The sequence below is a fragment of the Streptomyces sp. NBC_00647 genome (assembly GCF_045207245.1).
Lineage (GTDB): Bacteria > Actinomycetota > Actinomycetes > Streptomycetales > Streptomycetaceae > Streptomyces.
On the sequence record NZ_CP109040.1, the window covers coordinates 3,313,647 to 3,339,479 of the forward strand.

The 25,833-nt window shown below is 72.0% G+C and carries 21 protein-coding genes; 15 read left to right on the top strand and 6 right to left on the bottom strand.

Annotated features, from left to right (window positions below):
* Positions 1–46 precede the first annotated feature (46 nt).
* The 3 genes from OG788_RS14625 (at position 47) to sucB (ending at position 5,199) form a co-directional block, all read left to right on the top strand.
* Entirely contained in the window at positions 47–1,573 is a 1,527-nt protein-coding gene (locus OG788_RS14625; protein ID WP_266757899.1) for a leucyl aminopeptidase, read from the top strand.
* Between the two features lie 314 nt (positions 1,574–1,887).
* A complete protein-coding gene (gene lpdA / locus OG788_RS14630; RefSeq protein ID WP_351553719.1) occupies positions 1,888–3,276 on the top strand; it encodes a dihydrolipoyl dehydrogenase in 1,389 nt (462 codons plus the stop codon).
* Between the two features lie 150 nt (positions 3,277–3,426).
* Positions 3,427–5,199, top strand: a complete 1,773-nt coding sequence (sucB, locus tag OG788_RS14635; RefSeq protein ID WP_406371200.1) for a 2-oxoglutarate dehydrogenase, E2 component, dihydrolipoamide succinyltransferase — start codon at positions 3,427–3,429, stop codon at positions 5,197–5,199.
* A gap of 101 nt (positions 5,200–5,300) precedes the next feature.
* On the opposite strand, the gene OG788_RS14640 is transcribed toward sucB, so the two are convergent.
* Positions 5,301–6,155 carry a hypothetical protein gene (locus OG788_RS14640; RefSeq protein WP_406371202.1) on the bottom strand — a complete coding sequence of 285 codons (855 nt, stop codon included), beginning with the start codon at positions 6,153–6,155 and terminating at the stop codon, positions 5,301–5,303.
* 276 nt (positions 6,156–6,431) lie between these two features.
* Between OG788_RS14640 and OG788_RS14645 the strand changes: the two genes are divergently transcribed.
* The 4 genes from OG788_RS14645 (at position 6,432) to OG788_RS14660 (ending at position 11,898) form a co-directional block, all read left to right on the top strand.
* Positions 6,432–7,055 (top strand): GntR family transcriptional regulator, encoded by a 624-nt coding sequence (locus OG788_RS14645; protein WP_261708522.1) that lies wholly within the window; start codon positions 6,432–6,434, stop codon positions 7,053–7,055.
* A 295-nt stretch (positions 7,056–7,350) separates the two neighbouring features.
* Positions 7,351–10,056, top strand: coding sequence for a pyruvate dehydrogenase (acetyl-transferring), homodimeric type (gene aceE, locus OG788_RS14650; protein ID WP_356755445.1), 2,706 nt, complete (start codon positions 7,351–7,353; stop codon positions 10,054–10,056).
* Between the two features lie 206 nt (positions 10,057–10,262).
* Entirely contained in the window at positions 10,263–11,234 is a 972-nt protein-coding gene (locus tag OG788_RS14655; RefSeq protein WP_406371204.1) for a helix-turn-helix transcriptional regulator, read from the top strand.
* A 142-nt stretch (positions 11,235–11,376) separates the two neighbouring features.
* Positions 11,377–11,898, top strand: coding sequence for a DUF4240 domain-containing protein (locus OG788_RS14660; protein WP_351553735.1), 522 nt, complete (start codon positions 11,377–11,379; stop codon positions 11,896–11,898).
* Positions 11,899–12,037: 139 nt separating this feature from the next.
* Here OG788_RS14660 and OG788_RS14665 read toward each other — a convergent pair whose 3' ends face one another.
* A complete protein-coding gene (locus tag OG788_RS14665; RefSeq protein ID WP_406377038.1) occupies positions 12,038–12,358 on the bottom strand; it encodes a hypothetical protein in 321 nt (106 codons plus the stop codon).
* Positions 12,359–12,482: 124 nt separating this feature from the next.
* Positions 12,483–13,175: a peptidoglycan recognition protein gene (locus tag OG788_RS14670; protein WP_351553733.1), complete on the bottom strand. Its 693-nt coding sequence runs from the start codon at positions 13,173–13,175 to the stop codon at positions 12,483–12,485.
* Between the two features lie 425 nt (positions 13,176–13,600).
* On the opposite strand from OG788_RS14670, the gene OG788_RS14675 reads away from it, so the two are divergent.
* On the top strand, positions 13,601–14,785 hold the full coding sequence (locus OG788_RS14675; protein WP_351553704.1) for a MarP family serine protease: 1,185 nt from the start codon (positions 13,601–13,603) through the stop codon (positions 14,783–14,785).
* Positions 14,786–14,865: 80 nt separating this feature from the next.
* Here OG788_RS14675 and OG788_RS14680 read toward each other — a convergent pair whose 3' ends face one another.
* Positions 14,866–15,357 carry a GNAT family N-acetyltransferase gene (locus tag OG788_RS14680; RefSeq protein ID WP_351553701.1) on the bottom strand — a complete coding sequence of 164 codons (492 nt, stop codon included), beginning with the start codon at positions 15,355–15,357 and terminating at the stop codon, positions 14,866–14,868.
* 73 nt (positions 15,358–15,430) lie between these two features.
* On the opposite strand from OG788_RS14680, the gene OG788_RS14685 reads away from it, so the two are divergent.
* On the top strand, positions 15,431–16,348 hold the full coding sequence (locus OG788_RS14685) for a TIGR01777 family oxidoreductase (RefSeq protein WP_356755452.1): 918 nt from the start codon (positions 15,431–15,433) through the stop codon (positions 16,346–16,348).
* A 259-nt stretch (positions 16,349–16,607) separates the two neighbouring features.
* Positions 16,608–17,969: an NAD(P)/FAD-dependent oxidoreductase gene (locus tag OG788_RS14690; protein WP_406376749.1), complete on the top strand. Its 1,362-nt coding sequence runs from the start codon at positions 16,608–16,610 to the stop codon at positions 17,967–17,969.
* A 397-nt stretch (positions 17,970–18,366) separates the two neighbouring features.
* Here the strand turns inward: OG788_RS14690 and OG788_RS14695 are convergent, their stop codons facing one another.
* Entirely contained in the window at positions 18,367–19,842 is a 1,476-nt protein-coding gene (locus OG788_RS14695) for a regulator (RefSeq protein WP_406371207.1), read from the bottom strand.
* 330 nt (positions 19,843–20,172) lie between these two features.
* Here OG788_RS14695 and lipB point away from each other — a divergent pair, with 330 nt between their 5' ends.
* The 4 genes from lipB (at position 20,173) to OG788_RS14715 (ending at position 23,346) form a co-directional block, all read left to right on the top strand.
* Positions 20,173–20,979 carry a lipoyl(octanoyl) transferase LipB gene (lipB, locus tag OG788_RS14700; protein WP_406371209.1) on the top strand — a complete coding sequence of 269 codons (807 nt, stop codon included), beginning with the start codon at positions 20,173–20,175 and terminating at the stop codon, positions 20,977–20,979.
* 131 nt (positions 20,980–21,110) lie between these two features.
* On the top strand, positions 21,111–22,076 hold the full coding sequence (gene lipA, locus OG788_RS14705) for a lipoyl synthase (protein ID WP_266757921.1): 966 nt from the start codon (positions 21,111–21,113) through the stop codon (positions 22,074–22,076).
* Positions 22,077–22,368: 292 nt separating this feature from the next.
* Positions 22,369–22,566 (top strand): hypothetical protein, encoded by a 198-nt coding sequence (locus tag OG788_RS14710; protein ID WP_266757923.1) that lies wholly within the window; start codon positions 22,369–22,371, stop codon positions 22,564–22,566.
* Positions 22,567–22,647: 81 nt separating this feature from the next.
* A complete protein-coding gene (locus tag OG788_RS14715) occupies positions 22,648–23,346 on the top strand; it encodes a DUF4191 domain-containing protein (protein WP_356755458.1) in 699 nt (232 codons plus the stop codon).
* A gap of 208 nt (positions 23,347–23,554) precedes the next feature.
* Here the strand turns inward: OG788_RS14715 and OG788_RS14720 are convergent, their stop codons facing one another.
* On the bottom strand, positions 23,555–24,022 hold the full coding sequence (locus OG788_RS14720) for an RDD family protein (RefSeq protein ID WP_356755460.1): 468 nt from the start codon (positions 24,020–24,022) through the stop codon (positions 23,555–23,557).
* Positions 24,023–24,221: 199 nt separating this feature from the next.
* Between OG788_RS14720 and glnA the strand changes: the two genes are divergently transcribed.
* The gene (gene glnA, locus OG788_RS14725; protein WP_351553678.1) at positions 24,222–25,631 is read left to right on the top strand and encodes a type I glutamate--ammonia ligase; all 1,410 of its coding nucleotides are present in this window, start codon (positions 24,222–24,224) and stop codon (positions 25,629–25,631) included.
* Positions 25,632–25,833: the final 202 nt, after the last annotated feature.

Sequence of the window (25,833 nt, forward strand, 5' to 3'; positions counted from 1 at the left end):
CCCACTCGGCCACACGAACTTCAATGGAAGCGGAGATCTCACCACCGTGACTGCTCTCACTCTCAGCACCGCCGCAGCGTCCGGTCTGCGGGCCGACGCGATCGTCGTCGGTGTCGCGAAGGGCCCCAAGGGCCCGGTCGTCGCACCGGGCGCCGAGGCCGTGGACAAGGCGTACGACGGCGGGCTCGCCGGAATCCTGGAGACCCTCGGCGCCTCCGGGTCCGAGGGCGAGGTGACCAAGCTGCCCGCACCCTCCGGATTCAAGGCCCCTGTCGTGGTGGCCGTCGGCCTGGGAGCGGTCCCGGAGCAGGACGACAGCTTCGACGCGGAGGCGCTGCGCCGTGCCGCCGGTGTCGCCGCCCGCGCGCTCGCCGGCGCCAAGAAGGCCGCGTTCGCGCTGCCGATCACGGACGCCGCCGACGCCGGTGCCGTCGCCGAGGGAGCCCGCCTGGGCGCGTACGGCTTCGACGCCTACAAGGAGACCGGCCGGGGCGACGCCGCCAAGAACGGCAAGGGTCCCCTCGGCGAGGTCGCGCTGCTCGGCGGAAAGCCCCGGGACGCGGCGTACAAGGCGGCCATCGCGCGCGCCACCGCCGTGACCGAGGAGCTCAACCGCGCCCGCGACCTCATCAACACCCCGCCGAACGACCTCAACCCGGAGTCCTTCGCCGCCGTCGCCACCGCGGCCGGCAAGGAGCACGGCATCAAGGTGCAGGTGCTCGACGAGAAGGCCCTGGCCAAGGGCGGCTACGGCGGCATCCTCGGCGTCGGCGTCGGCTCGGCCGCCGGTCCCCGCCTGGTGAAGCTGTCGTACACCTCCGCCAAGGCGACCAAGCACCTCGCCTTCGTCGGCAAGGGCATCACCTACGACTCGGGCGGCATCTCGCTGAAGCCGGCCGGGCACAACGAGACGATGAAGTGCGACATGGCCGGCGCCGCCGCGGTCTTCGCCGCCGTGGTCGCCGCCGCGCGCCTCGGCCTCGAGGTCAACGTCACCGGCTGGCTCGCGCTCGCCGAGAACATGCCGTCGGGCTCCGCCACCCGCCCGGGTGACGTTCTGCGCATGTACAGCGGCAAGACCGTCGAGGTCCTCAACACCGACGCCGAGGGCCGGCTGGTCCTCGCGGACGCGCTGTGGAAGGCGTCCGAGGACAAGCCGGACGCGATCGTCGACGTGGCGACGCTGACCGGCGCGATGGTGCTGGCGCTCGGCAACCGCACCTTCGGCGTGATGGCCAACGACGACGCGTTCCGCGCCTCGATCGTCGAGGCCGCCGAGGAGGTCGGCGAGGAGTCCTGGCCGATGCCGCTGCCCGAGCACCTGCGCAAGGGCATGGACTCCCCGACCGCCGACATCGCCAACATGGGTGAGCGCATGGGCGGCGGCCTGGTCGCCGGTCTGTTCCTGCGCGAGTTCGTGGGCGAGGGCATCACCTGGGCGCACCTGGACATCGCGGGCCCCGCGTTCAACGAGGCCGGTCCGTTCGGCTACACCCCCAAGGGCGGTACCGGTTCCGCGGTCCGCACCCTGGTCCGCCTCGCCGAACTGACGGCGGCCGGCGACCTGGGCTGAGCCTTCGTACGGCGCACGGCCCCGGGTGTTCCCTCACCCGGGGCCGTTCGTATGGCCGTACGGGGGTTTCGCCTTCGACGAAATCCGCAGGTTCACCCGGCTCCGCACCCCGTCGACGTGATGGATCAGACGTCCCACACACCGGCCCGGCGTCTCGCTCGCCCTCGACAAGTGCGAAGATGGGTTCTCGGCAGGACAGGGCCCCCACCACAGGGCCGAAGAAAGAGCGGCCGGACACCAGCCGACCGACCGGTCAACCACCCGCAAGGGACAACGGTGCCCGGCGTACGGCGCACATGCATGGAGGACGTGACGTGGCGAACGACGCCAGCACCGTTTTCGACCTAGTGATCCTCGGCGGCGGTAGCGGCGGTTACGCCGCGGCGCTGCGCGGAGCGCAGCTGGGCCTGGACGTCGCCCTGATCGAGAAGGACAAGGTCGGCGGTACCTGCCTGCACCGGGGGTGCATCCCCACCAAGGCCCTGCTCCACGCGGGCGAGATCGCCGATCAGGCCCGCGAGAGCGAGCAGTTCGGCGTCAAGGCCACCTTCGAGGGCATCGACGTACCCGCCGTCCACAAGTACAAGGACGGCGTCATCTCGGGCCTGTACAAGGGTCTGCAGGGTCTCATCGCGTCCCGCAAGGTGACGTACATCGAGGGTGAGGGCCGTCTGTCCTCCCCGACCTCCGTCGACGTGAACGGGCAGCGCGTCCAGGGCCGCCACGTGCTCCTCGCGACCGGCTCCGTGCCGAAGTCGCTGCCGGGCCTGGAGATCGACGGCAACCGCATCATCTCCTCGGACCACGCGCTCGTCCTGGACCGCGTCCCGCAGTCCGCGATCGTGCTCGGCGGCGGCGTCATCGGCGTCGAGTTCGCCTCGGCGTGGAAGTCCTTCGGCACCGACGTGACGGTCATCGAGGGCCTCAAGCACCTCGTCCCCGTCGAGGACGAGAACTCCTCCAAGCTTCTTGAGCGCGCGTTCCGCAAGCGCGGCATCAAGTTCAACCTGGGCACCTTCTTCTCGAAGGCCGAATACACCCAGAACGGTGTCAAGGTCACCCTCGCGGACGGCAAGGAGTTCGAGGCCGAGCTCCTGCTCGTCGCCGTCGGCCGCGGCCCGGTCTCGGCCGGTCTCGGCTACGAGGAGCAGGGCGTCGCGATGGACCGCGGCTACGTCCTGGTCGACGAGTACATGCGGACGAACGTCCCGACCATCTCCGCGGTCGGCGACCTCGTCCCGACCCTCCAGCTCGCGCACGTCGGCTTCGCCGAGGGCATGCTGGTCGCGGAGCGTCTGGCCGGCCAGAAGGTCGTCCCGATCGACTACGACGGTGTCCCCCGGGTGACGTACTGCCACCCCGAGGTCGCCTCCGTGGGCATCTCCGAGGCCAAGGCCAAGGAGATCTACGGCGCGGACAAGGTCGTCGCTCTCAAGTACAACCTGGCGGGCAACGGCAAGAGCAAGATCCTCAACACCGCGGGCGAGATCAAGCTCGTCCAGGTGAAGGACGGTGCCGTGGTCGGCGTCCACATGGTCGGCGACCGCATGGGCGAGCAGGTCGGCGAAGCCCAGCTGATCTACAACTGGGAAGCGCTGCCGGCCGAGGTCGCTCAGCTCATCCACGCCCACCCGACGCAGAACGAGGCGCTCGGCGAGGCCCACCTCGCCCTCGCGGGCAAGCCGCTGCACTCGCACGACTGATCGCGGCCACCGGCCGGTCCCCCCGGCCGGCGGCTGCACCCAGTCACCGCGTCGAGCAGGGCGCGACGACGACCACAGACTTCCGCACCTTCCCCGAGCTCTCGATCCCGATCGAGCAAGGGGAGACCCCAATAAGGAGCAACAGAAACCATGCCGGTTTCCGTAACCCTTCCGGCGCTCGGTGAGAGCGTCACCGAGGGCACTGTCACCCGCTGGCTGAAGGCCGAGGGCGAGCGCGTCGAGGCCGACGAGCCGCTGCTGGAGGTGTCGACGGACAAGGTCGACACCGAGATCCCCTCTCCCGCCGCCGGCATCCTGGCGTCCATCAAGGTCGCCGAGGACGAGACCGTCGAGGTCGGCGCCGAGCTGGCCGTGATCGACGACGGCACGGGCGCTCCCGCCGCCGCCGAGGCTCCCGCCGCCGCCGAGGCTCCGGCCCCGGCCGCCGCTCCGGCCGCCCCCGCCCCGGTCGCCGAGGCTCCCGCGGCCCCGGCCGCGCCCGCCGCCCCCGCCGCTCCGGCCGGTGGCGCCTCCGGTACCGACGTCGTGCTGCCCGCGCTGGGCGAGTCGGTCACCGAGGGCACCGTCACCCGCTGGCTGAAGCAGGTCGGCGAGGAGGTCGCGGAGGACGAGCCCCTGCTCGAGGTCTCCACGGACAAGGTCGACACCGAGATCCCCGCGCCGGTCGCCGGCGTGCTGCTGGAGATCGTGGTCGGCGAGGACGAGACCGCCGAGGTCGGTGCGAAGCTGGCCGTCATCGGCGCTCCGGGCGCGGCTCCGGCCGCTGCCGCTCCGGCCGCTCCGGCCGCCCCCGCCGCGGCGCCTGCGGCGCCTGCGGCTCCGGCTGCTCCGGCTGCTCCGGCCGCCCCCGCCGTCCCGGCTCCGGCCGCCGCCGCGCCGGCTCCGGTCCAGCCCGCCCCGGCCGCGCCGGTCGCCGCGCCCGCCCCCGTCACCCCGGCTCCGGCGCCCGCCGCGACCGCCGGTGACGACGGCGCGTACGTGACCCCGCTGGTGCGCAAGCTCGCCGCCGAGAACGGCGTCGACCTGGCCGCCGTCAAGGGCACCGGCGTCGGCGGTCGTATCCGCAAGCAGGACGTCATCGCGGCCGCCGAGGCCGTGAAGGCCGCGGCCGCCGCTCCGGCGCCGGTCGCCTCCGCTCCGGCCGCCTCCGCCAAGAAGGCGCCGGTCCTGGAGGTCTCCCCGCTGCGCGGCCAGACCGTCAAGATGCCCCGCATCCGCAAGGTCATCGGCGACAACATGGTGAAGGCCCTGCACGAGCAGGCGCAGCTGTCCTCGGTCGTCGAGGTCGACATCACCAAGCTGATGAGGCTCCGCGCGCAGGCGAAGGACTCCTTCGCGGCCCGCGAGGGCGTCAAGCTCTCCCCGATGCCGTTCTTCGTGAAGGCGGCGGCCCAGGCGCTGAAGGCCCACCCGGCCGTCAACGCCCGGATCAACGTGGACGAGGGCACGATCACCTACTTCGACACCGAGAACATCGGTATCGCGGTGGACTCGGAGAAGGGCCTGATGACCCCGGTCATCAAGCGCGCGGGCGACCTGAACATCGCGGGTATCGCCAAGGCCACCGCCGACCTGGCGGGCAAGGTCCGGGCGAACAAGATCACTCCGGACGAGCTGTCCGGCGCGACCTTCACCATCTCCAACACCGGCTCGCGCGGCGCGCTCTTCGACACGATCATCGTGCCGCCGAACCAGGTCGCGATCCTGGGCATCGGTGCCACGGTCAAGCGTCCGGCCGTCATCGAGACGGAAGAGGGCACCGTCATCGGCGTCCGCGACATGACCTACCTGACGCTCTCCTACGACCACCGTCTGGTGGACGGCGCCGACGCGGCCCGTTACCTGACCGCGGTCAAGGCGATCCTGGAGGCGGGCGAGTTCGAGGTCGAGCTCGGCCTGTAGCCCCCACCGCTCACGCGCTGCCGCGGCACCCCCGTCCGGAACTCCGGGCGGGGGTGCCGTGTTTCCACCGGATGCGGACCTGGTCCCCACCGGGTGTGGGCCTACCCGGGTGTCACCTCGTGGTCGCTCCACAGCACCAGCGTCTCCACCCACACGTTCGGGATCTCCGCAGGGAACGCGGGCGTCAGGTGCCGGGCACGGTAGGCCTTCAGGATGTCGTACGTGGCGTCGAGGCAGTCGCGGGAGCCGAACTCTCCCGTGCGGGGGTCGACGCCGACCAGGAAACCGCGGCCGGCGACGGTGCGGATCATGACGCGGGCCGCGGTGACGTCGCCGCGTGGGGAGGACGTGCAGCGGTAGCGGCTGTACGGGTGGGCCGGCCCACCCGCCACGGGGGTCCCCGCCGATCGGCCGGAGGCACGAGCCCGGAGGAGCCCGCCGCGGGACATGTCGCCCAGCATCCGGGCGTAGGTGCCCCGCGCGTGCCAGGCTCCGATGTCTCCGCCGGGCGGGGTGTAGAGGGCGTTCGAGGGGTTCTCGACGGCGCCGTACTCCCAGCGGTCGGTACCCGTGACGCGGAAGCCCCAGCCGGTGTGGCCGAGCCGTTGGGCGCCGTCCGGTTTGACGAAGACACAGGCGCCCCCGGGACCGGCGGGCTGCCGCGCGACACCGGCTCCCGGGCTCCCGGACCCCGCTGCCCCTGCTGCCCCCGCTGCCCCCGCTGCCCCCGCTGCCCCCGAAGGAGCGGTACCGGACCCCGCCGAGCCCGACGGACCGGCCGCTCCCGCCCCGGCGACCGCCCCCGCGGTCCGTACGTCGCCCGGCCGCGAATCCGCCCCCGTGTCCATCGGCCTGCAGCCCGTCGCCCCACCGGTGACCAGTGCCACCGCCGCTGCCGCTGCCGCTGCCGCCGTGACCGTCCGGCCGAGGCCCCGTGCGCGTATCCGACCATTCATGACATCCCCCGAGGCGACCGGGGGTGCCGCCGCCGGCGCCCCCTCTGACCATCGCCACCGAGTCCGGGACGTCCGGGTTCCCGGAGTGGCACGGACGTGACGAGTCCGGACATCACCCGGTACAGGTCTTTACGGCCGGGAACACTCTGACAGCGTGTAAGTCTCGTCTCACCTGCGGGAAAGCGCCGCCATGCGCCCCTCACCGAGCGGGCCACGGCCTTATTGTCTAAACGTCAAACGCCCCCGGGGTTCCGCACCCCTCCCAAAGGAGCCTTCATGACCGCGCCCGTCGTCCACTCGCTGCGCGAACAGATCCGCGAGCACATCGTGGAGGGGATCGTCAGCGGGCGCTGGAAGCCGGGCGAGCGGATCGTGGAGCGGCGGATCGCCACCGAGCTGGAGGTCAGCCAGACCCCGGTGCGGGAGGCGCTGCGCGAGCTGGAGTCGCTGCGGCTGATCGAGTCGGCGCCGAACAAGGGCGTGCGGGTGCGCAATCTGACGGCCGCCGACCTGGAGGAGAGCTACCCCGTCCGAGCCGGTCTGGAGGCCATCGCCGCGGAGCTGGCCGCCGAGCGGCTCGCCGAGGACTGCTCGGCGCTGGAGCCGCACGTGACGGCGCTGTACGAGGCCGACCGGCTGGCCGACGGGACCGGTCAGGTGCGGCACACCGTGGGGTTCCACCGCGAGCTGGTCAGGGCGGCCGGCAACTCCGTCCTCCTGCACACCTGGGAGGGCCTCGGCATCGAGGTCTTCACGGCCCTGTCCATCCGGTGGCTGGGAACGGTGCAGCAGTCGTACGCGGAGGAGCACGAGGCCCTCGTGGACGCCTTCCGGCGGCGCGATCCGCTGATCGCCGACCTCGTGAAGGCCCATGTCCTCGGGTGCGCCCCGCGCCCGTGAGGGCCGCCGGCCGGGGTCGGCGCAGGGGAGCGCAGCCGCGCTCAACCGTGCTCTCACCTGCGAGAACCAACGATTTTCACGGCACCCCGTGCCTGGCTTCCAGGCACCCCGTGCCGACTTTCGCGATCTGACGAGGTTTTCCCTCGGAATCCTTTGATCGATCATCGATCAGGGAGTTACAGTCACCGACGGGCTCCTACAAGAGCCCTCCGCCCTGTCCTGCCATAGACCAAGGGCACACCCGAAAACCCCTTGCCGATGAGGGAACCCCCCTCCGCATCCGGAAGGCGGCGCAATGACCGACCCCACCGCTATCCAGCCGAGCGAGCTCGACCAGCTCCCGGACCGCGACCCCGAGGAGACCGCCGAATGGCAGGCCTCCCTGGACGCCGTCACCCAGGCGGCCGGGCCGCACCGTGCCGCGTACCTGATGCGCCGCACGCTGGAGCGCGCCGAGGGCAACGGTCTCGCGCTGCCCAAGCTGCTCGAGACCGACTACGTCAACACCATCCCCACCGCCGCCGAGCCCGTCGTGGACGGCGACGAGGCGATGGAGGCCCGGATCACCGCGTGGAACCGCTGGAACGCGGCCGCGATGGTGACCCGGGGCGCGAAGCACGGCGTCGGCGGCCACATCGCCACCTTCGCCTCCGCGGCCTGGCTCTACGAGACCGGCTTCAACCACTTCTTCAAGGGCAAGGAGGGTGACGGGTCCGGCGACCAGCTCTACATCCAGGGCCACGCCTCCCCCGGCATCTACGCCCGTGCCTTCCTCGACGGACGCCTGAACGAGCACCACCTGGACAACTTCCGCCAGGAGGCGGGCGGCAACGGCCTCCCGTCGTACCCGCACCCGCGCCGGCTGCCCTGGCTGTGGGAGTTCCCGACCGTCTCCATGGGCCTCGGCCCGCTGTCGGCGATCTACCAGGCCCGCTTCAACCGCTACCTCACCAACCGCGCCATCAAGGACGTCTCCGCGTCCCACGTGTGGGCCTTCCTCGGTGACGGCGAGATGGACGAGCCGGAGTCGACGGCGGCACTCGCGCTGGCCGCCCGCGAGGGTCTGGACAACCTGACCTTCGTCATCAACTGCAACCTGCAGCGCCTCGACGGCCCGGTCCGCGCGAACTTCAAGATCGTGCAGGAGCTGGAGGCCCAGTTCCGCGGCGCCGGCTGGAACGTCGTGAAGTCGCTGTGGGGCTCGGCCTGGGACGAGCTGTTCCAGCTCGACACCACGGGCGCGCTCGTCCGCCGCCTGCGCCAGGTACCCGACGCGCAGGTGCAGACGTACCAGACCCGCGACGCCGCCTACATCCGCCAGGACTTCTTCGGCGCCGACCCGGCGCTCGTCGAGATGGCGAAGCTGCTGAGCGACGACAAGATCCTCGAGTGCTTCCACCTCTCCCGCGGTGGCCACGAGTCGCGCAAGGTGTACGCGGCCTACCGCGCCGCCCTCGCCCACAAGGGCGCGCCGACGGTCATCCTGGCCCAGACGGTCAAGGGCCACACCCTCGGCGAGGGCTTCGCGTCGAAGAACGCCAACCACCAGATGAAGAAGCTGTCGACGGACGAGTTCAAGCAGATGCGTGATCTGCTCGAACTGCCCATCTCCGACAGCCAGTTCGTCGACGGCGTGGTGCCCTACGGCCACCCGGGCGCCGACTCTCCGGAGGTCCGTTACCTCCAGGAGCGCCGCGCGGCCCTCGGCGGCCCGGCCCCAGCCCGCCGCACGCACGCCCTGGCCCCGCTGCCGGCCCCCGCCGACAAGACGTTCGCGTCCTTCGACAAGGGCTCCGGCACGCAGAACCTGGCGACGACGATGGCGTTCGTCCGGCTGGTCAAGGACCTGGTCCGCGACAAGGAGACCGGCAGGCGCTGGGTGCCGATCGTTCCGGACGAGGCCCGTACCTTCGGTATGGAGTCGCTCTTCCCGTCCCTCGGCATCTACTCGCCCAAGGGCCAGACGTACGAGCCGGTCGACCGCGACCAGCTGATGTACTACAAGGAGGCCAGGGACGGCCAGATCCTCAACGAGGGGATCACCGAGGCCGGTTCCATGGCGGACTTCATCGCAGCGTCCACCGCGTACTCCACGCACGGCGAAACGATGATCCCGTTCTACATCTTCTACTCGATGTTCGGCTGGCAGCGCACGGCCGACCAGATGTGGCAGCTCGGCGACCAGCTCGGCCGCGGCTTCCTGGTCGGCGCCACGGCCGGTCGTACGACCCTGACCGGTGAGGGCCTGCAGCACGCCGACGGCCACTCCCCCGTCATCGCGGCGACCAACCCGGCCGCACTGTCCTACGACCCCGCCTTCGCCTACGAGATCGCGGCGATCGTCAAGGACGGTCTGCGCCGGATGTACGGCGAGGCGGCCCCGGGCGAGGACCAGGACGTCTTCTACTACCTGACCGTCTACAACGAGCCGATGCCGCAGCCCGCCAAGCCGGCCGGTCTCGGTATCGACGAGGGCATCCTCAAGGGCCTGTACCGCTTCAACACCGCGGAGTCGGCGGGCCTGAACGTGGCCGCGGCGAACGCCCCGCGCATCCAGCTGCTCGGCTCCGGCACGGCGATCCACTGGACCCTCGAGGCCCAGAAGCTGCTCGCCGAGGAGTGGGGCGTGGCCGCCGACGTGTGGTCCGCGACCTCCTGGACCGAGCTGCGCCGTGACGCGCTGGAGGCCGACGCGGCCCTGCTGCGCGGCGAGGAGCGGGTGCCGTTCGTCCGCCAGGCGCTCCAGGGCGCCGAGGGCCCGGTGCTCGCGGTCTCCGACTACATGCGCCAGGTCCCGGACCAGATCGCCCAGTGGGTCGAGCAGGACTGGTCCTCGCTCGGTGCCGACGGCTTCGGCCTCTCCGACACCCGCGCGGCGGCCCGCCGCCACTTCGGGGTGGACGCCCAGTCGATCGTCGTCGCGGCGCTGGCGCAGCTCGCCCGCCGCGGTGAGGTCAAGGCGTCGGCGGTGAAGGAGGCCCGGGAGCGCTACGGCCTGTAGCACCCGGCAGGACTCGGTGAAGGGGTACGGCGGCCGTCGTACCCCTTCGCCGTACCCCAGGCCCGTCCTTCGCGACGCCCGGCAGGGCCCGCGCTCCCTTCTCCTCCTCTCCCTTCTCCTCTCTTCTCCTCTCCTCCCCCTCCCCTCCACGTCTCCTTGTCCCCTCTTGTCCCCTCGTTGTCAGTGGGGCCCGGCATCATGAACACATGCGTGCCGCTCGTCTGATCAAGATGGTGCTGCTGCTCCAGACCCGTGCGTCGATGACCGCGGCCGAGCTGGCGCGGGAGCTGGAGGTGTCCGAGCGCACGATCACGCGGGACGCACAGGCGCTGTCGGAGGCGGGGGTCCCGGTGTACGCGGACCGGGGGCGGGCCGGCGGCTACCGCCTGGTCGGCGGGTACCGGACACGGCTGACGGGCCTGGCGCGGAGCGAGGCCGAGGCGCTGTTCCTGAGCGGGGTACCGGGGGCTCTGCGCGAGATGGGTCTTCAGGACACGGCTTCGGCGGCCCGGCTGAAGGTGTCGGCCGCGCTGCTGCCCTCCGTGCGCGACGCCTCACGGACGGCGGCGCAGCGGTTCCATCTGGACGCGCCCGCCTGGTTCAGCGAGCCGCGGACGCCGGAGCTGCTGCCCTCCATCGCGGACGCGGTGTGGGACGACCGCCCGGTCCTCGCGCGCTACCGGCGGGGCGAGTCGGTGGTGGAGCGGGCGCTCGAACCGTACGGGCTCGTCCTCAAGGCGGGCGTCTGGTACCTGTGCGCGCGGGTCGCGGACACGCAGGCCTTCCGGGTGTACCGGATCGACCGGTTCACCGCCGTCGACCCCGGTGCGGAGCGGTTCCGGCGGGACGACGATTTCGACCTGCCGGGGTTCTGGGGGGAGCGGGCCGAGGAGTTCGCCCGGTCCGTCCTGCGGTCCGAGGTCGTCGTACGGCTGTCACCCGACGGCGTACGACGGCTGCCGTACGTCCTCGATCCCGCGTCCGCGAAAGAGGGGCTGAGCGCGTCCGGCGCCCCCGACGGGCAGGGCTGGGTGACCCTCACACTGCCCGTCGAGTCCGAGGAGGTCGCCCATACGCAGCTGTGGGGGCTCGGGCCGGAGGTCGAAGTGCTCGCTCCGGCGAGTCTGCGCGAGCGCTGCGCGCGGGACGCGGCCAGATCGGCGGTGCTCTACAGGTGATCACGGGCTCCGCGGAATCGCTCGGCGCCGACCCCTTGAAATCCGTACGAACCCGGTGGTTTTACCTTCGGCATGTGCATGCATAACAATCTGCGCCACTCCACGTGCGTCCCTCCCGCACAGGCCCGATGCTTGACCCGTGATGGACGAGACGGAGTTCTGGCAGCTGGTGGACTCGACCCGCGAGACTGCCGAGGGCGACCCCGAGGAACAGGCCGACCTGCTCGTCGAGCGGCTCGTCCAGCTGGACCCGGAGTCGGTCCTGGACTTCGCCCGGCACTTCGAGTCCCGCTACAACCGCGCGTACCGCTGGGATCTGTGGGGCGCCGCCTGGGTGCTGCTCGACGGGGCCAGCGACGACGCCTTCGACTTCTTCCGTTGCTGGCTGATCGGCCAGGGCCGGGAGGTCTTCGAGGGCGCGATGCACGACCCCGACACGCTCGCCGAGGTCCTGGAGGACTTCGACGAGGAGATCGACGGCGACGGTGAGGAGCTGGGCTACGCGGCCGACGAGGCCTACGAGCAGCTGACCGGTGCCGTCGCGCCCGCCCTGGGCATCCCGGCCGCGGCGGCCGAGCCCGAGGGCACCCCGCTCGAGTTCGAGAACGAGTCCGTCATCGCGGAGCGCTACCCGAAGCTGTGGGAGCGGTTCAGGGAGGACTGACCGGCGGCGCGGACCGCACAGACTCGGGCGTCCCGCTCCGTCCGTCCGCCCCCGGTCCCGGTGCGTCCGTCCCTCAGTCCCGATCCGTCCGCCCGCCCCCGGCCCCGGTGCGTCCGTCCCGCGGGCCGGTCTGTCGGGTTCAGGCCGCCGTGCGCCGGCGGACGAGGTCCGAGGGGATGTACGCCCGCGCATGTTCGGCCCGCACCCCGTGGTGCAGCGGGGCCGCGTTGGCCTGGTCCAGCGTGGACGCCGTGACCGCCGCCGGGCCCAGGACGACCGTCGCCACCGCGCAGACCACCGTCCACGGGCCGCGCGCGGCCTTCGCCCAGCCGCCCGCCGGCTCCGCGTTCCCCGTGCCCTCCGTGCCCTCTGTGCCCTCTGTGCCCTCCGCGCCCTCGATGTGCCGCGCGCCCGCCCCGCTCCCCGCGTGCCCCGCGGTCTCCGTCCGACTGATCCTCATGATCCCCACCTCCGGTCAGTGCGTACGACGACGCTAGGTCGCGGGGCTCTGGGGAGTCTGTGAGCGGTCCGGGGCGTACCTGTGACTGTCGGCCGGCCACCGGCGCGGGGGCTCCGTCGGACGGTCAGCGGCCCTGGTAGCGGGCGGCCAGGGCGCGGATCTCGGGGAGGCGGGCGGTGAGGGCCGCGCCCGGGCAGCTGGTCATGAAGCCGGCGTTGTGACCGGAGATGGTGGAGAGCACGGCCGCTGTGCCCGACGGGTACCGGCTGAGGCTGTTGCTGGAGACGAGGCGGACCGTGCCCCGGGGGTCGGCCCCGGCGAGCCCGAGTTTCCAGGCCGCGAGGCGGGCGATCGCGTCGGTCATCACCCTCGGCACAGGTGTTCCCGCCGTGAAGGTGCCGATCGCGGCGATACCGGCGGTGCGGTGGTTGAAGCCCTGCGCGTGGGCCCCGGTGACGGGCCGGTCGACGCCGCCCGCGCGGCCCTCGTAGATCGTGCCGCAGTGGTCGACGAGGAAGTTGTAGCCGATGTCGTCCCACTGTTTGGCGCCGGTCTGGCCCGCGTAGAGGTCGCGGATGATGCGGGGCACGTCGGCGCAGTCGTAGGAGTTCGGCGAGTCGGTGTGGTGGACGAAGACCGCGACGACGCGGTCGTCGTAGTGGGGCGGCGGCTGCTCGCGCGTGCTCGCGGCGTCGAGCCACGTCGACCGGGGCACGATGGGTGGCCGGACGGCGGGGCGGTCCACGGCGGGCCGGGCCGCGACCGGAGGCGGGACGGCGGCGCGGGCCGCCGTACGGTCCACTCCGGCCGCGCACATCACCAGCGCCAGGACGGCGAGCAGGCCGGGTACGCAGCCGAGCAGGACGAGCAGCGGTCGCGGCAGCCGCACCGGCCACCCGGGGCGTACGCGGGACGGCGCGGGGGCGCGGGGCGCCCGCCCCGAACGGATGCGGACTCCGCGGGCCCGGTGGGCCGGACGTCCGTGAAGCGGGGAGCGGTGTGCCCGCTCCCCGCTCCGTATTCGGGGCCCCCGCGTCTTCCGGAAGACACGCATGGAGCCACCCTGACCCGGATCCGCGCGGGCCGCGATGTGTGGTGTGCCACCTGGTGGAACCATCATGCGTGTCCGGGACGTTTCTACAGGTCCACGGGTGTGTGGCCGTTTCCGCGGCACCGAACGCGCGTGGCTGATCACTGGGCCCGCCCGGCGCGTACTAAGGGGCCCTAGAGAAAGGCGGCTCCGTGGACGTGCTCGACCTCCTGCTGATGCTGGTGATCCTGGTCTACGCGGCGTCCGGGTACCGCCGTGGACTGGTCGCCGGCTGTGTCTCGCTGGCGGGTTTCGTGGGCGGCGCAGTGATCGGCGTATGGGTGCTGCCCTGGGTGATGGACCTGGTCACGGCGGGGACACCGGCGGCGACGGTGACGGCGGTGCTCACGGTGCTGGTGCCCGCCGTGGTGGGCCACGAGCTGGCCGGGCGGCTGGCGCTGAAGCTGCGCCGCGAGCTGGACCAGGGGCCGCTGCGGGTGGCCGACGGGATCGGCGGGGCCGCGGCGAACACGCTGGCCGTGCTGCTGGTGGCCTGGGTGGCGGCGAGCGTCCTCGGCGCGTCCTCCTCGACGGTGGTGACGCAGTCCATCCGCAACTCGGCGCTGCTGGGCGCGGTGCAGAAGACGATGCCGGAGACCACGCCGACCTGGTTCTCGCGCGCCACCTCGGCGCTCACCGAGGCGGGCTTCCCGCAGGTCTTCAACCCGTTCGAGAACGAACCGACGGCGGGTGTCGCCAAGCCCTCCGGGGACAGCGTGACGGACTCAGCGGCGAACGCCGCCAAGCTGAGCACCGTGAAGGTCGAGGGCGTCTCGGGCAACCAGGGGCGCGAGGGCAGCGGTTTCGTCTACTCCGCCCGGCGCGTGATGACCAACGCGCACGTGGTGGCGGGCATCGACCGGCCGACCGTGCGGGTGGGCGGGGTCGGACGCCCCTACCCGGCGCGGGTGGTGCTCTTCGATCCGCAGAAGGACGTCGCCGTCCTGTACGTGCCGGGTCTGCGGGCGCCCGTCCTTCCCTTCGACGGCGTCGCCTCGCGCGGCGACGCCGCGGTGGTCGCGGGCTACCCGCAGGACGGCGGCCTCGATCTCCAGGCGGCCACGGTCGCGAACCGCATCAACGCGACGGGCCAGAACATCTACAACACCGGGACGGTCACCCGCGAGATCTACTCGATCCGCTCGACCGTCCGCCCGGGCAACTCCGGCGGCCCGCTCCTCACCACCGACGGCAAGGTCTACGGCGTGGTCTTCGCCCGTTCGACCTCGGACAGCGAGACGGGCTACGTCCTGACCGCGCGCGAGGTCGCGGGCGACGCCCGGAAGGCGGCACACGCCACGGCCCGCGTCGACACGGGCGACCTCGTCACGTCCTGACGCCGCCCCGGGAGCACCGTCCCGGCCCCGGCCGGGGGCGCCGGTGTTCCCACGCGACCGTCGGGGTGCCCGGCTCGTGGTCAGAGGGCGCGGCCCATCAGGATGTCGTCCACGTACGCGCCGTCCAGCAGGAACTCCCCGGGCAGGATCCCCTCGACGACGAACCCCTCGGACTCGTACAGCCCGCGCGCCGGGGTGTTGTGGCCGAGCACGCGCAGCGTGATGCGCCGGGCGCCCTGACGGCGGGCCTCCTCGCAGACCGCCCGCAGCAGCGCGCGGCCCACCCCGGCGCCGCGCGCCTCGTCGGCGACGGCGAGTCCGAGGATCTGGCGGACGTGCGCGTTGCAGGCGAGCGGAGTCGGAAAGCCCAGCCGGATGTATCCCACCAGCCGGCCGTCGAGCTCGGCGACGAAATGGTCCCGGGGACCGAACCGCTCGCTGTAGAACGGCTCGTACGGCGGCCGGGGGCGGGGCATGACCGCGTGCAGCGTGGACCAGGTGTCGCGGTCGAGCCGGCCGAGCACGTCCTCGTCGTCGAGGGTGGCGGTGCGTATGAGGGGAGCAGCTGACATGCCGATCACTGTACGGCCGCCGCGCTGAGGCCCGTTCCGGTGAAGTCCGCGGCCGCGCGGGCAGGATGGACCCATGAGCGATTCACCGCTGCCCCCGGGTTCCCGCATCGTGATCGCCGGCGCGTCCGGCCTGATCGGCTCCGCGCTGGCGCGCTCCCTGCGCGCGGACGGACACGAGGTGGTCCGGCTCGTGCGCCGTGAGCCGCGCTCGCGGGACGAGGTCCGATGGGATCCGCAGCGGCAGCGGGTCGACGCCGTGGGGCTCCTCGGATGTGCCGCGGTGGTCAATCTGGCGGGAGCCCCGGTCGCCGGGCGGCCCTGGACGACGACGTACAAGCGAAAGATCCGGGACAGCCGGGTGCTCGGGACGGCGACGCTCGCCGAGGCGGTAGCGTCGCTCGACGAACCGCCGCGGGTCTTCGTCAACGGGAGCGCGATCGGGTTCTACGGAGACACGGGCGACCGCGCGGTGGACGAGTCGGCGCCGCCCGGCGACGGATTCCTGCCCTCCGTCTGCGTGGAGTGGGAGGAGGCGACGGCTCCCGCGCAGGAGGCGGGGGTGCGCACGGTGCTGCCCAGGACCGGGCTCGTGGTGTCCCGCGAGGGCGGGGCCTGGGCCAAGCTGTTCCCGCTGTTCCGGGCGGGCGTCGGGGGGCGGATGGGGGACGGGCGCCAGTACTGGAGCTATATCGCGCTGCACGACGAGGTGGCCGCGATCCGGCATCTCATCGACACGGAGTCCGTCTCCGGCCCGGTGAACCTGACCGCCCCCGACCCGCTCACCAACCGCGAGATCACCGAGGCGATGGGCCGCGTCCTGCGCCGCCCGACCCTCCTCGCCGCCCCCGGCCCGCTCCTGCGCCTCGCCCTCGGCGACATGGCCGAGGACATCCTGGGCAGCCAGCGCGTCCTGCCCACCCGCCTCCTGGAGTCGGGCTTCACCTTCGCGTTCCCCTCGATCGAGGGGGCGTTGCGGGCCGCGCTGGACTGAGAAGGGGCGCCCGCACCACGTCCTCCTCCCCGGCCGGGTGTTCCGCCCCCGGTGGGTCCCGCCCCCTCCGCCGGGGTGGCACATGCACCCCCCATGCCCCCGTGCACGGCATCCGCGCTACTTCCCCCGTACGCCCGCACCTCGCACCCTCGATCCGAACTCGGGTATCCCTGAAGCGTGTTGGGGGCATGACGTCCCCACCGGCCCGCGCAACCTCGAGGAGGGGCACGTGCTAGAGCCCGCACGCCAAGCCGCGCACATGGCGGAGATCGCGGAAGACGTGGACGTCGTCGTCGTGGGAGCCGGTGTCGCCGGTCTCGCGGCCGCACGGCATCTGACCGGGGCGGGGCTGAGGACCGCCGTCCTGGAGGCCGCCCCTCATGTGGGCGGCCGTATGTCCACGGAGAAAGTCGACGGCTTCCGGCTGGACCGGCTCGGCCGGCTCCTGTCCACCTCGTACCCCGAACTGCGCCATACCCCGGGCCTGGACGCCCTGGCCCTGCGCCCGTTCTCCCCGGGGGTGCTGCTGCACAGCGACGGCCGGCACCACCACGCGGGCGCGCCCGGCACTCCCCGGAGCGCGAGGGGCGCACTCACCACGGCGCGCGCCCTCGCGAGCGCCCCCCGGCTTCCGCTGGCCCGTCCGGCACGCGGAACCACCCGCCCCGGACCGCTCGGCGGCCCCCTCGACCAGTCCCGTCTGGCCACGGCCCTCGCGCGTCTCGCCGCCACTCCGCCGGAGCGCCTGCTCGCCCGCCCCGACCTCACCGCGGAGCAGGCGCTGGCCTCCCGGGGCCTCCCGGCCCGTACGGTCGACACCCTTCTGCGCCCCCTCCTCGCCGCCCTGCTGTGCGATCCGGCGCTGCGGACGTCGAGCCGGTGCGCCGACCTCGCGCTGCACTCGTTCGCGACGGGCCGGCTGTGTCTGCCCGAGGGCGGCGCGGACGCGCTCCCCGAACTGCTCGCGGCCGCCCTTCCGCCGGGCACCGTGCACACGGGCGTCGAGGCCACCTCCGTCTCCACGACCAGCGTGACGACGAAGGACCACGGCGAACTCCGCTGCCGGGCCATCCTGTTGGCGACCGGGGCGCGGGCCGCCGCCGAGTTCCTGCCCGGGCTGCACGTCCCCGCCTTCCATCCGGTGACCGTCCTGCACCACACGACGGACGAACCCCCGCTCGCCGACCCGGCGCTGCTCCTGGACGCGGACCGCAGCGGTCCGGTGGCGCACACGGCGGTCGTCAGCCAGGTCGACCCCACCCGGGCACCCGCGGGCCGCGCCCTGATCTCCTCGACCGTGCTCGGCACACCGCCCGCCGCCGCCCACCTGGACGCGATGGTCCGCGCCCAACTGGCCCGCCTCTACGGGACGTCGACGACCCGATGGGAACTGCTGGCGGTGCATCACGAACCCGAGGCCGTACCGGCGATGCCGCCACCGCACGACCCACGCCGTCCGGTACGGCTGCTCGCGGGCCTGTACGTGTGCGGTGACCACCGGGACACCAGCACGGTGCAGGGCGCGCTGCACTCGGCCCGGCGGGCCGCCCACGCACTCCTGACGGACCTGGACGTCCGCCCGGCCCCCTTGGCGGAGCACCTGGAATCCGCGGCCGCCTGACCCGGGGCCGGGGCCGCCGGGAGGGCGCGGACGACGGACCTGCTCCGGGAGAGCCGCGGACCGCGCCCGGCGGCCGGACCACGGCTCCCCCGCAGGGAATCCGAGCTCCCCCGCGGACGGGCCCGGTTCCCCCCGCCGGGGGGATCCGAGCCCTTCCCGGACGAACCCGGCCCCCGACGGGAGATCCGGCCCCTCCGGACGGAGCCCTCGCCGCGGGATCCGAGCCCCTTTCGGACGGACCCAGCCCCCGACGGGGGATCGGCCCCCTCCCGAAGGGACCGGCCTCCGGCGGGGGATCCGAGCCCTCCGCGGCGGAACCGACTCCCCCGCCGGGGATGCGTACTTCCCGGTCTCCGGCACCCCAGGCCGGAGGCCGGGGACGCCCCCGGACTCCCGCTCAGCTCAGCGCGGCCACCTTGTCCCGGTAACCCCGGACGGGTGCGGCGTCCCGGTACGGTTCGAGCCGTTTCTCGAAGTCCCGTACGTACTCGACGGCCCGAGCCGACCGCATCTCGGCCGCCTGACCCGCGGCCTCCGCTCCCAGCAGACAGGCCTGGTCGAGCTCTCCGAGCCCGAGCCGCGCCGAGGCGAGCACCACCCGGCAGAACAACCGGCTGCGGGCGTAGCCGGGCGCCCGCAGCTGCAGCGAGCGTTCGGCGTGCTGCGCGGCGGCCCGGAACTGCTGAAGGTCCCGGTGGCAGTGCCCGAACTCGTCGGCGAGCTGCGCCTCGTCGAAGAACCGGGCCCAGTGCGGGACCTCGTCGCCGGACCGGGACGCCTCCAGCGCGCGCTCGGCCCGGACCAGGGAGGCCGTGCAGGCCCGCACCTCGCCGAGCACCCCGTGGCCGCGCGCCTCGACGGCGTGCAGCAGCGCCTGCACCACGTGCGGGCCCCCCGAGCCGAGGCCCTGCTGGGCGACCCGCGCGAGCTGCACGGCCTCGCGCCCGTGCCCGAGGTAGACGGCCTGCCGGCTCATCGTGATGAGCACGTAGGAGCCGTACACCCGGTCGCCCGCGGCCTGCGCCAGCCGCAGCGCCTGGACGAAGTACCGCTGCGCGAGTCCGTGCGCGCCGATGTCGTACGACGTCCAGCCGGCCAGCCGGGTGAGGTCGGCGGCGGCCGCGAACAGGTGCCGGCCGGTCTGCTCGCCGTACGCGCCGCGCAGCATCGGCTCGGCCTCGTGCTCCAGATAGCGGACCAGCGCCTGGCGGGCGTGGCCGCCGCCGTAGGCGTGGTCGAGGGCGCGGAAGAGCTCGCCGACCGAGCGGAGCGCGGCGATGTCCCCGCCGGTGACCCGCTGGCCGGGGCCCCGCTCGGTCCGGCCGCGCTGCCGGGACGCGGGGCCGCCCGGTTCGGGCGGTGCCGTGACCTTGGGCGACGCCGGGCGGCCCTGGGCCGGCACACGGGAGGGCTGGTCGCCGCGGGCGACCCGGTCGTCGGCCCGGCCGATCAGCCAGTCCCGGCTGGGCACCACGAGTCCGGCCGGGGTGAAGGCGATCTTGCGGAGCTCGGCGTGGCTGCCGGAGTCCTTGCGCCACAGGCCGCTGACGATGTCCACGGCCTCCTCCGGGGTCGACGCGAACTCCAGCCCCGCGTACACCGGCGCGCAGGCGTCGAGCCCGAGGTCCTGCGCGCTCAGACGTCGGCCGAGGCGGCGGGTGAAGACCTCGGCGATGAGCGCCGGAGTGGTCCCGCGGGGCTGCTGGCCCCGCAGCCACCGGGTCACGGATGTCTTGTCGTATCTCAGGTCCAGTCCGTGTTCGAGCCCGAGCTGGTCCACGCGACGGGCGAGACCTGCGTTGGAGAACCCCGCTTCTGCGATGAGCGCGGCGAGCTGTCGATTGGGCGTGCGCTGCGCGGGTCGTTCCGTCATCTGCGGTGCGGTCTCCTGCCTTCGGGTCTCCAAGGGGTCTCGGGGCAGCGTGGAACGTGCTTTCGCCTCCCCGAGACCGCCTGGTGCCCGGATTGCCTGTGAGCAGCCCTTATGGCCTCGTGAACGGCGCGAATGTAGCGGAGAGTGAGCACGCCATCGCACGCTTCGACATTCATTCATCCGATCGTGTGAGGATTAGCCGTCGGGCTGACGCGTATCGGACGGACGTACAGTGGCGTGGGCGCGTTACGTACCTGACGAAAGGTTCTTCCGCGCGCCCCGCACGGGGACCACCACGTGCCCGAGGAAGCTTCGAGGGAGGCGCTTGCCGTGAGTGAGTTGCGGTTCGTCCGCATGGGATTCGGTGCCGAGGCCGTCGAGTACCAGGAGGCGTGGGACGAGCAGCGCCGCGTTCACGCAGCCCGGTTCCTGGACGAGGTCCCCGACACCTGCCTGCTCCTGGAGCACCCGCCGGTGTACACAGCGGGCCGGCGCACAGCGGACAACGAGCGGCCCCTGGACGGCACGCCCGTCATCGACGTGGACCGCGGCGGCAAGATCACCTGGCACGGTCCGGGCCAGCTGGTGGGCTACCCCATCCAGAAGCTCCCGCGCCCGGTGGACGTCGTAGCACATGTACGCCGCCTCGAAGATGCCCTTATCCGTACGTGTGCGGACTTCGGCCTGGTGACGAGCCGGGTCGAGGGCCGCAGCGGCGTCTGGATCCTCGGTGACGCCAAGGACCCCGCCGAACAGCGGTCCGCGCTCGGGGGCCTGTCCCTCGACTTCGACCCGCGGCTCCAGGACGAGGAGTTCGACCCGCGGCTCAACGGCCCGGAATACGCCCCGTCCAACGCGGGCCAGCGCCGCGAGGACCGCAAGATCGCCGCGATCGGCATCCGCGTGGCCAAGGGCGTCACCATGCACGGCTTCGCCCTGAACGTGAACCCGGACAACGCCTGGTTCGACCGGATCATCCCCTGCGGCATCCGGGACGCTGGCGTCGCCTCGCTCGCGGGCGAGCTGGGCCGCGACGTGACCATCGCCGAGGTCCTCCCGGTGGCCGAGAAGCACCTCAGAGACATCCTCGAGCACGCGGACCTGAAGCCGCGGACCGTGGAACGAGCGCCGGCCTAGAGCCCGCGCCCCCACGGCGGGAACCCCACGGGAATGCACCCCTGCTCCCGAAGGTTGCCCACCTCGGGGGCCGAGAACCGTACGGGCGTACTCTGGTGTACGCCGAAGAATCGAAGTTACAGGGAGCCGATGTGTCCGCAGTCGCACCCGACGGACGCAAGATGCTGCGCCTGGAGGTCCGGAACAGCCAGACCCCCATCGAGCGCAAGCCCGAGTGGATCAAGACCCGGGCGAAAATGGGTCCCGAGTACACGAAGATGCAGGCACTCGTGAAGGGCGAGGGCCTGCACACGGTGTGCCAGGAGGCCGGCTGTCCCAACATCTACGAGTGCTGGGAAGACCGCGAGGCCACCTTCCTCATCGGCGGTGACCAGTGCACGCGGCGCTGCGACTTCTGCCAGATCGACACCGGCAAGCCCGAGGCGCTGGACCGCGACGAGCCGCGCCGCGTCGGTGAGTCCGTCGTCACGATGGACCTGAACTACGCCACCATCACCGGCGTCGCCCGCGACGACCTGGAGGACGGCGGCGCCTGGCTGTACGCCGAGACGGTCCGCCAGATCCACGCCCAGACGGCGGGCCGCGAGGCCGGCCGCACCAAGGTCGAACTGCTCGCCCCGGACTTCAACGCCGAGCCCGAGCAGCTCGCCGAGGTCTTCTCCTCGCGCCCCGAGGTCTTCGCGCACAACGTCGAGACGGTCCCGCGGATCTTCAAGCGCATCCGTCCGGGCTTCCGTTACGAGCGCTCCCTCAAGGTCATCACCGAGGCCCGTGACTACGGTCTGGTCACGAAGTCGAACCTGATCCTCGGCATGGGCGAGACCCGCGAAGAGGTCAGCGAGGCGCTCCAGCAGCTGCACGACGCGGGCTGCGAGCTCATCACGATCACGCAGTACCTGCGCCCCTCCGTGCGCCACCACCCCGTGGAGCGCTGGGTCAAGCCGCACGAGTTCGTGGAACTGAAGGAGGAGGCCGAGGAGATCGGCTTCTCCGGCGTCATGTCGGGCCCGCTGGTCCGCTCCTCGTACCGGGCCGGCCGCCTGTACCAGATGGCCGTCGAGAAGCGTGGCGCGTACGTCGCCTCCCAGGCGGTCTGAGTACTCCGGACGGCGCACGTTGCGAAAGGAAAGCGGTGGCACTCGGTGCCACCGCTTTCGTGTGAATCCGGGCACAAGCAACTCGCCCTTCACAACCGGCCGTTCACACCCCCCGCGACATCCCCGCAGCTGAACGCGACGTCAGGAGCGCGCCAGGAAAAGGACCCGCGGCAGCAAGGCTTCATTGGTGTTTGACCGCTCAGTCACGTACTGGTAACACCAATCAGTGACCCTGGTTCCACGTCACGCACCGCCCCGTCCGAGCCGCCGATCCCGAGGGGGGACCTCCATCATGCAGGCCGCGCCCGTACGCGCCACCGCGATTCCTTCGTTCACCGATGCACTCCGTGCCGTCGAGTCGCTGCTCATGAGCAGCGGGCAGCGCACCGCTCGCCGCAACGCCTGGACCTCCGTCCTGGAGGACCGTCGCCGTGCCAAGGACAGGGTCGAGGCTCAGCGCGTGCTGGAATCCGTCTCGACGCGCTCCTGATCGCCACTCCCCCGGTACCGGGGCCCCGCTCGCCCGGTACTGCCGTCGTCCGCACTTCACGGGCCACGTAGACTCGTGGGCATGGCGAGGAAGGAAACCGCAGCGGACGCTGCGAACCCCGGGCGACTCAAGCAGATCGCCCTGACGTACAAGATGACCCGCAAGGCCGATTCCAAGATCGGTCTTGTACTCGCGGCTGTCGGAATTCTCACCCTCGGTGTCTTCCTCGCGATCGGCTTCTTGATCGGTCACCCGATCTATCTGGGCATTCTCGGGCTTCTGCTCGCCTTCCTCGCGACGGCGATCGTCTTCGGACGCAGGGCCGAGCGGGCCGCCTTCGGGCAGATGGAGGGACAGCCCGGCGCAGCCGCGGCGGTGCTCGACAACATCGGCCGAGGCTGGACCACGACCCCGGCGGTGGCGATGAACCGCAGCCAGGACGTGGTGCACCGCGCGGTCGGCAAGGCCGGCATCGTGCTGGTTGCCGAGGGCAACCCGAACCGGGTGAAGAGCCTGCTGGCCGCCGAGAAGAAGAAGATGGCGCGGATCGTCGCGGACGTCCCGGTGCACGACATTCTCGTGGGCACCGGCGAGGGCCAGGTGGAGCTGAAGAGGCTCCGCACGACGATGCTGAAGCTGCCGCGCGTGCTCGCCGGCCCTCAGGTCACCGCGACCAACGACCGGCTGCGCGCGATGGGCGACCTGATGAGCAACATGCCCCTGCCGAAGGGTCCGATGCCCAAGGGCATGCGGATGCCGCGCGGCGGCCCGAAGGGCTGACCCTCCACCGACACGTTCTACGCGTTCTACGACGATGGGGCGCCCGGAGATTCTCCGGGCGCCCCATCGTCGTAGCGGATCGGTCGTCGTAGCGGATCGGTCGCCGGAGCGGATCAGCCGGTCACAGCGGACGGTCGTCGTAGCGGCCTGTCGTCGGCGCCGCTCGGTGCGCCCCGTGTGTCGCGGGGCGCGACGCGCGCCGGACGTGTCAGATGCGGACCTCGATCGTGCGGGCCAGGCGGTCGTGCAGACCGCGGCCGTCGCGGTCCCAGATCAGCGCCGGGACGGCCACGCACAGGAGCGCCGTGCGCAGCAGGGTGCGCAGCGGGTTCAGGCGGCCGCCGCCCTCGGGGACGACGCGCAGGCCGAACAGGCGCTTGCCCGGAGTGAAACCGACGGTGCCGACCGTGAGCAGCCCGAGGACGAAGAAGACGAGCAGGGCCCAGTTGCCCGTCGCCTGGTCGTAGCCGTCGGTGAGCAGCCCGTATGCGATCAAGAGGCACAGGCCCCAGTCGACGGCGAGGGCGCCGAGACGGCGGCCGGGGCGGGCGATCGAGCCCGGTCCGTGCTCCGGGAGACCGAGCTGTTCTCCCCGGTATCCGAAGTCGACACCGGCTTCCTCCGCCGCCGCGCGAGGACCCGAGAGCCACGATCCGATTGCTTGCCTGTTGTCCACCCGTCCACGGTACTGGGCCCGTTTTGCCATACGGACAGGAGGGGCCCGGCCGACCCGAGTCGGTTAACTTGGGTGAAACAAATGGGTCACGCTTGAGAAATCCCCCGTCCCTATGGTCGGCTCCAGCGTGTGCCACCGCACTGGCCGCACGAACGAACTACCACCCCGGTCCACTGTGGGCGGGAGTAGGAGGAGCTGGATGTTCCAGAACGCCGACGAGGCCAAGAAGTACATCGCGGACGAGGACGTCAAGTTCGTCGACGTCCGCTTCTGCGACCTGCCGGGCGTGATGCAGCACTTCACGATTCCGGCCGAGGCCTTCGACCCGGCCGAGGAGCTCGCGTTCGACGGCTCCTCCATCCGCGGCTTCCAGGCCATCCACGAGTCCGACATGGCGCTCCGCGCCGACCTGTCCACCGCGCGCGTCGACCCCTTCCGCCGCGACAAGACGGTCAACATCAACTTCTTCATCCACGACCCGATCACGGGCGAGCAGTACTCCCGTGACCCGCGCAACGTGGCCAAGAAGGCCGAGGCCTACCTCGCGTCGACCGGTATCGCCGACACCGCGTACTTCGGTCCCGAGGCGGAGTTCTACGTCTTCGACAGCGTGCGCTTCAAGACCGCCGAGAACGAGTCCTTCTACCACATCGACTCCGAGGCCGGCGCCTGGAACACCGGTGCGCTCGAGGACAACCGCGGTTACAAGGTCCGCTACAAGGGCGGCTACTTCCCGACCCCGCCGGTCGACCACTTCGCCGACCTCCGTGCCGAGATCTCCCTGGAGCTGGCCGCGTCCGGCCTCCAGGTCGAGCGCCAGCACCACGAGGTGGGCACCGCCGGCCAGGCCGAGATCAACTACAAGTTCAACACGCTGCTCGCCGCGGCCGACGACCTCCAGCTCTTCAAGTACATCGTGAAGAACGTCGCCTGGCGCAACGGCAAGACCGCGACCTTCATGCCGAAGCCGATCTTCGGCGACAACGGCTCGGGCATGCACGTGCACCAGTCGCTGTGGAGCAACGGCTCCCCGCTGTTCTACGACGAGACCGGTTACGCGGGCCTGTCGGACATGGCCCGCTACTACATCGGCGGCATCCTCAAGCACGCCCCGTCGCTGCTGGCCTTCACCAACCCGACGGTGAACTCGTACCACCGTCTGGTCCCCGGCTTCGAGGCCCCGGTCAACCTGGTGTACTCGCAGCGCAACCGCTCCGCTGCCATGCGTATCCCGATCACGGGCTCGAACCCGAAGGCCAAGCGGGTCGAGTTCCGCGCGCCCGACTCCTCCGGCAACCCGTACCTGGCGTTCGCGGCCCTGCTGATGGCCGGCCTGGACGGCGTCAAGAACAAGATCGAGCCGGCCGAGCCGATCGACAAGGACCTGTACGAGCTGGCTCCCGAGGAGCACGCGGGCGTCGCCCAGGTCCCGACCTCGCTCCCGGCCGTCCTCGACCGCCTCGAGGCCGACCACGAGTTCCTGCTCGCGGGCGACGTCTTCACGTCCGACCTGATCGAGACGTGGATCGACTACAAGCGCACGAACGAGATCGCGCCGCTCCAGCTGCGTCCGCACCCGCACGAGTTCGAGCTGTACTTCGACGTGTAAGCCCGTCGCTCCAGCCGCACACCACCGGCCGTGCCCTTCCTCCGGGAGGGGCACGGCCGGCGTGTTTCTCCCCGACGGCGTCCCTTTCCGGCCTTTCCGGCCGCCCCCTTCCCGGGGAGTTCTTTGCCCATAGCGGGGCCTATCGGCACCTGTTCATGGGGGACCCCGGGCGCACAATGGAGAGCGGGACGAGTGCCTGACT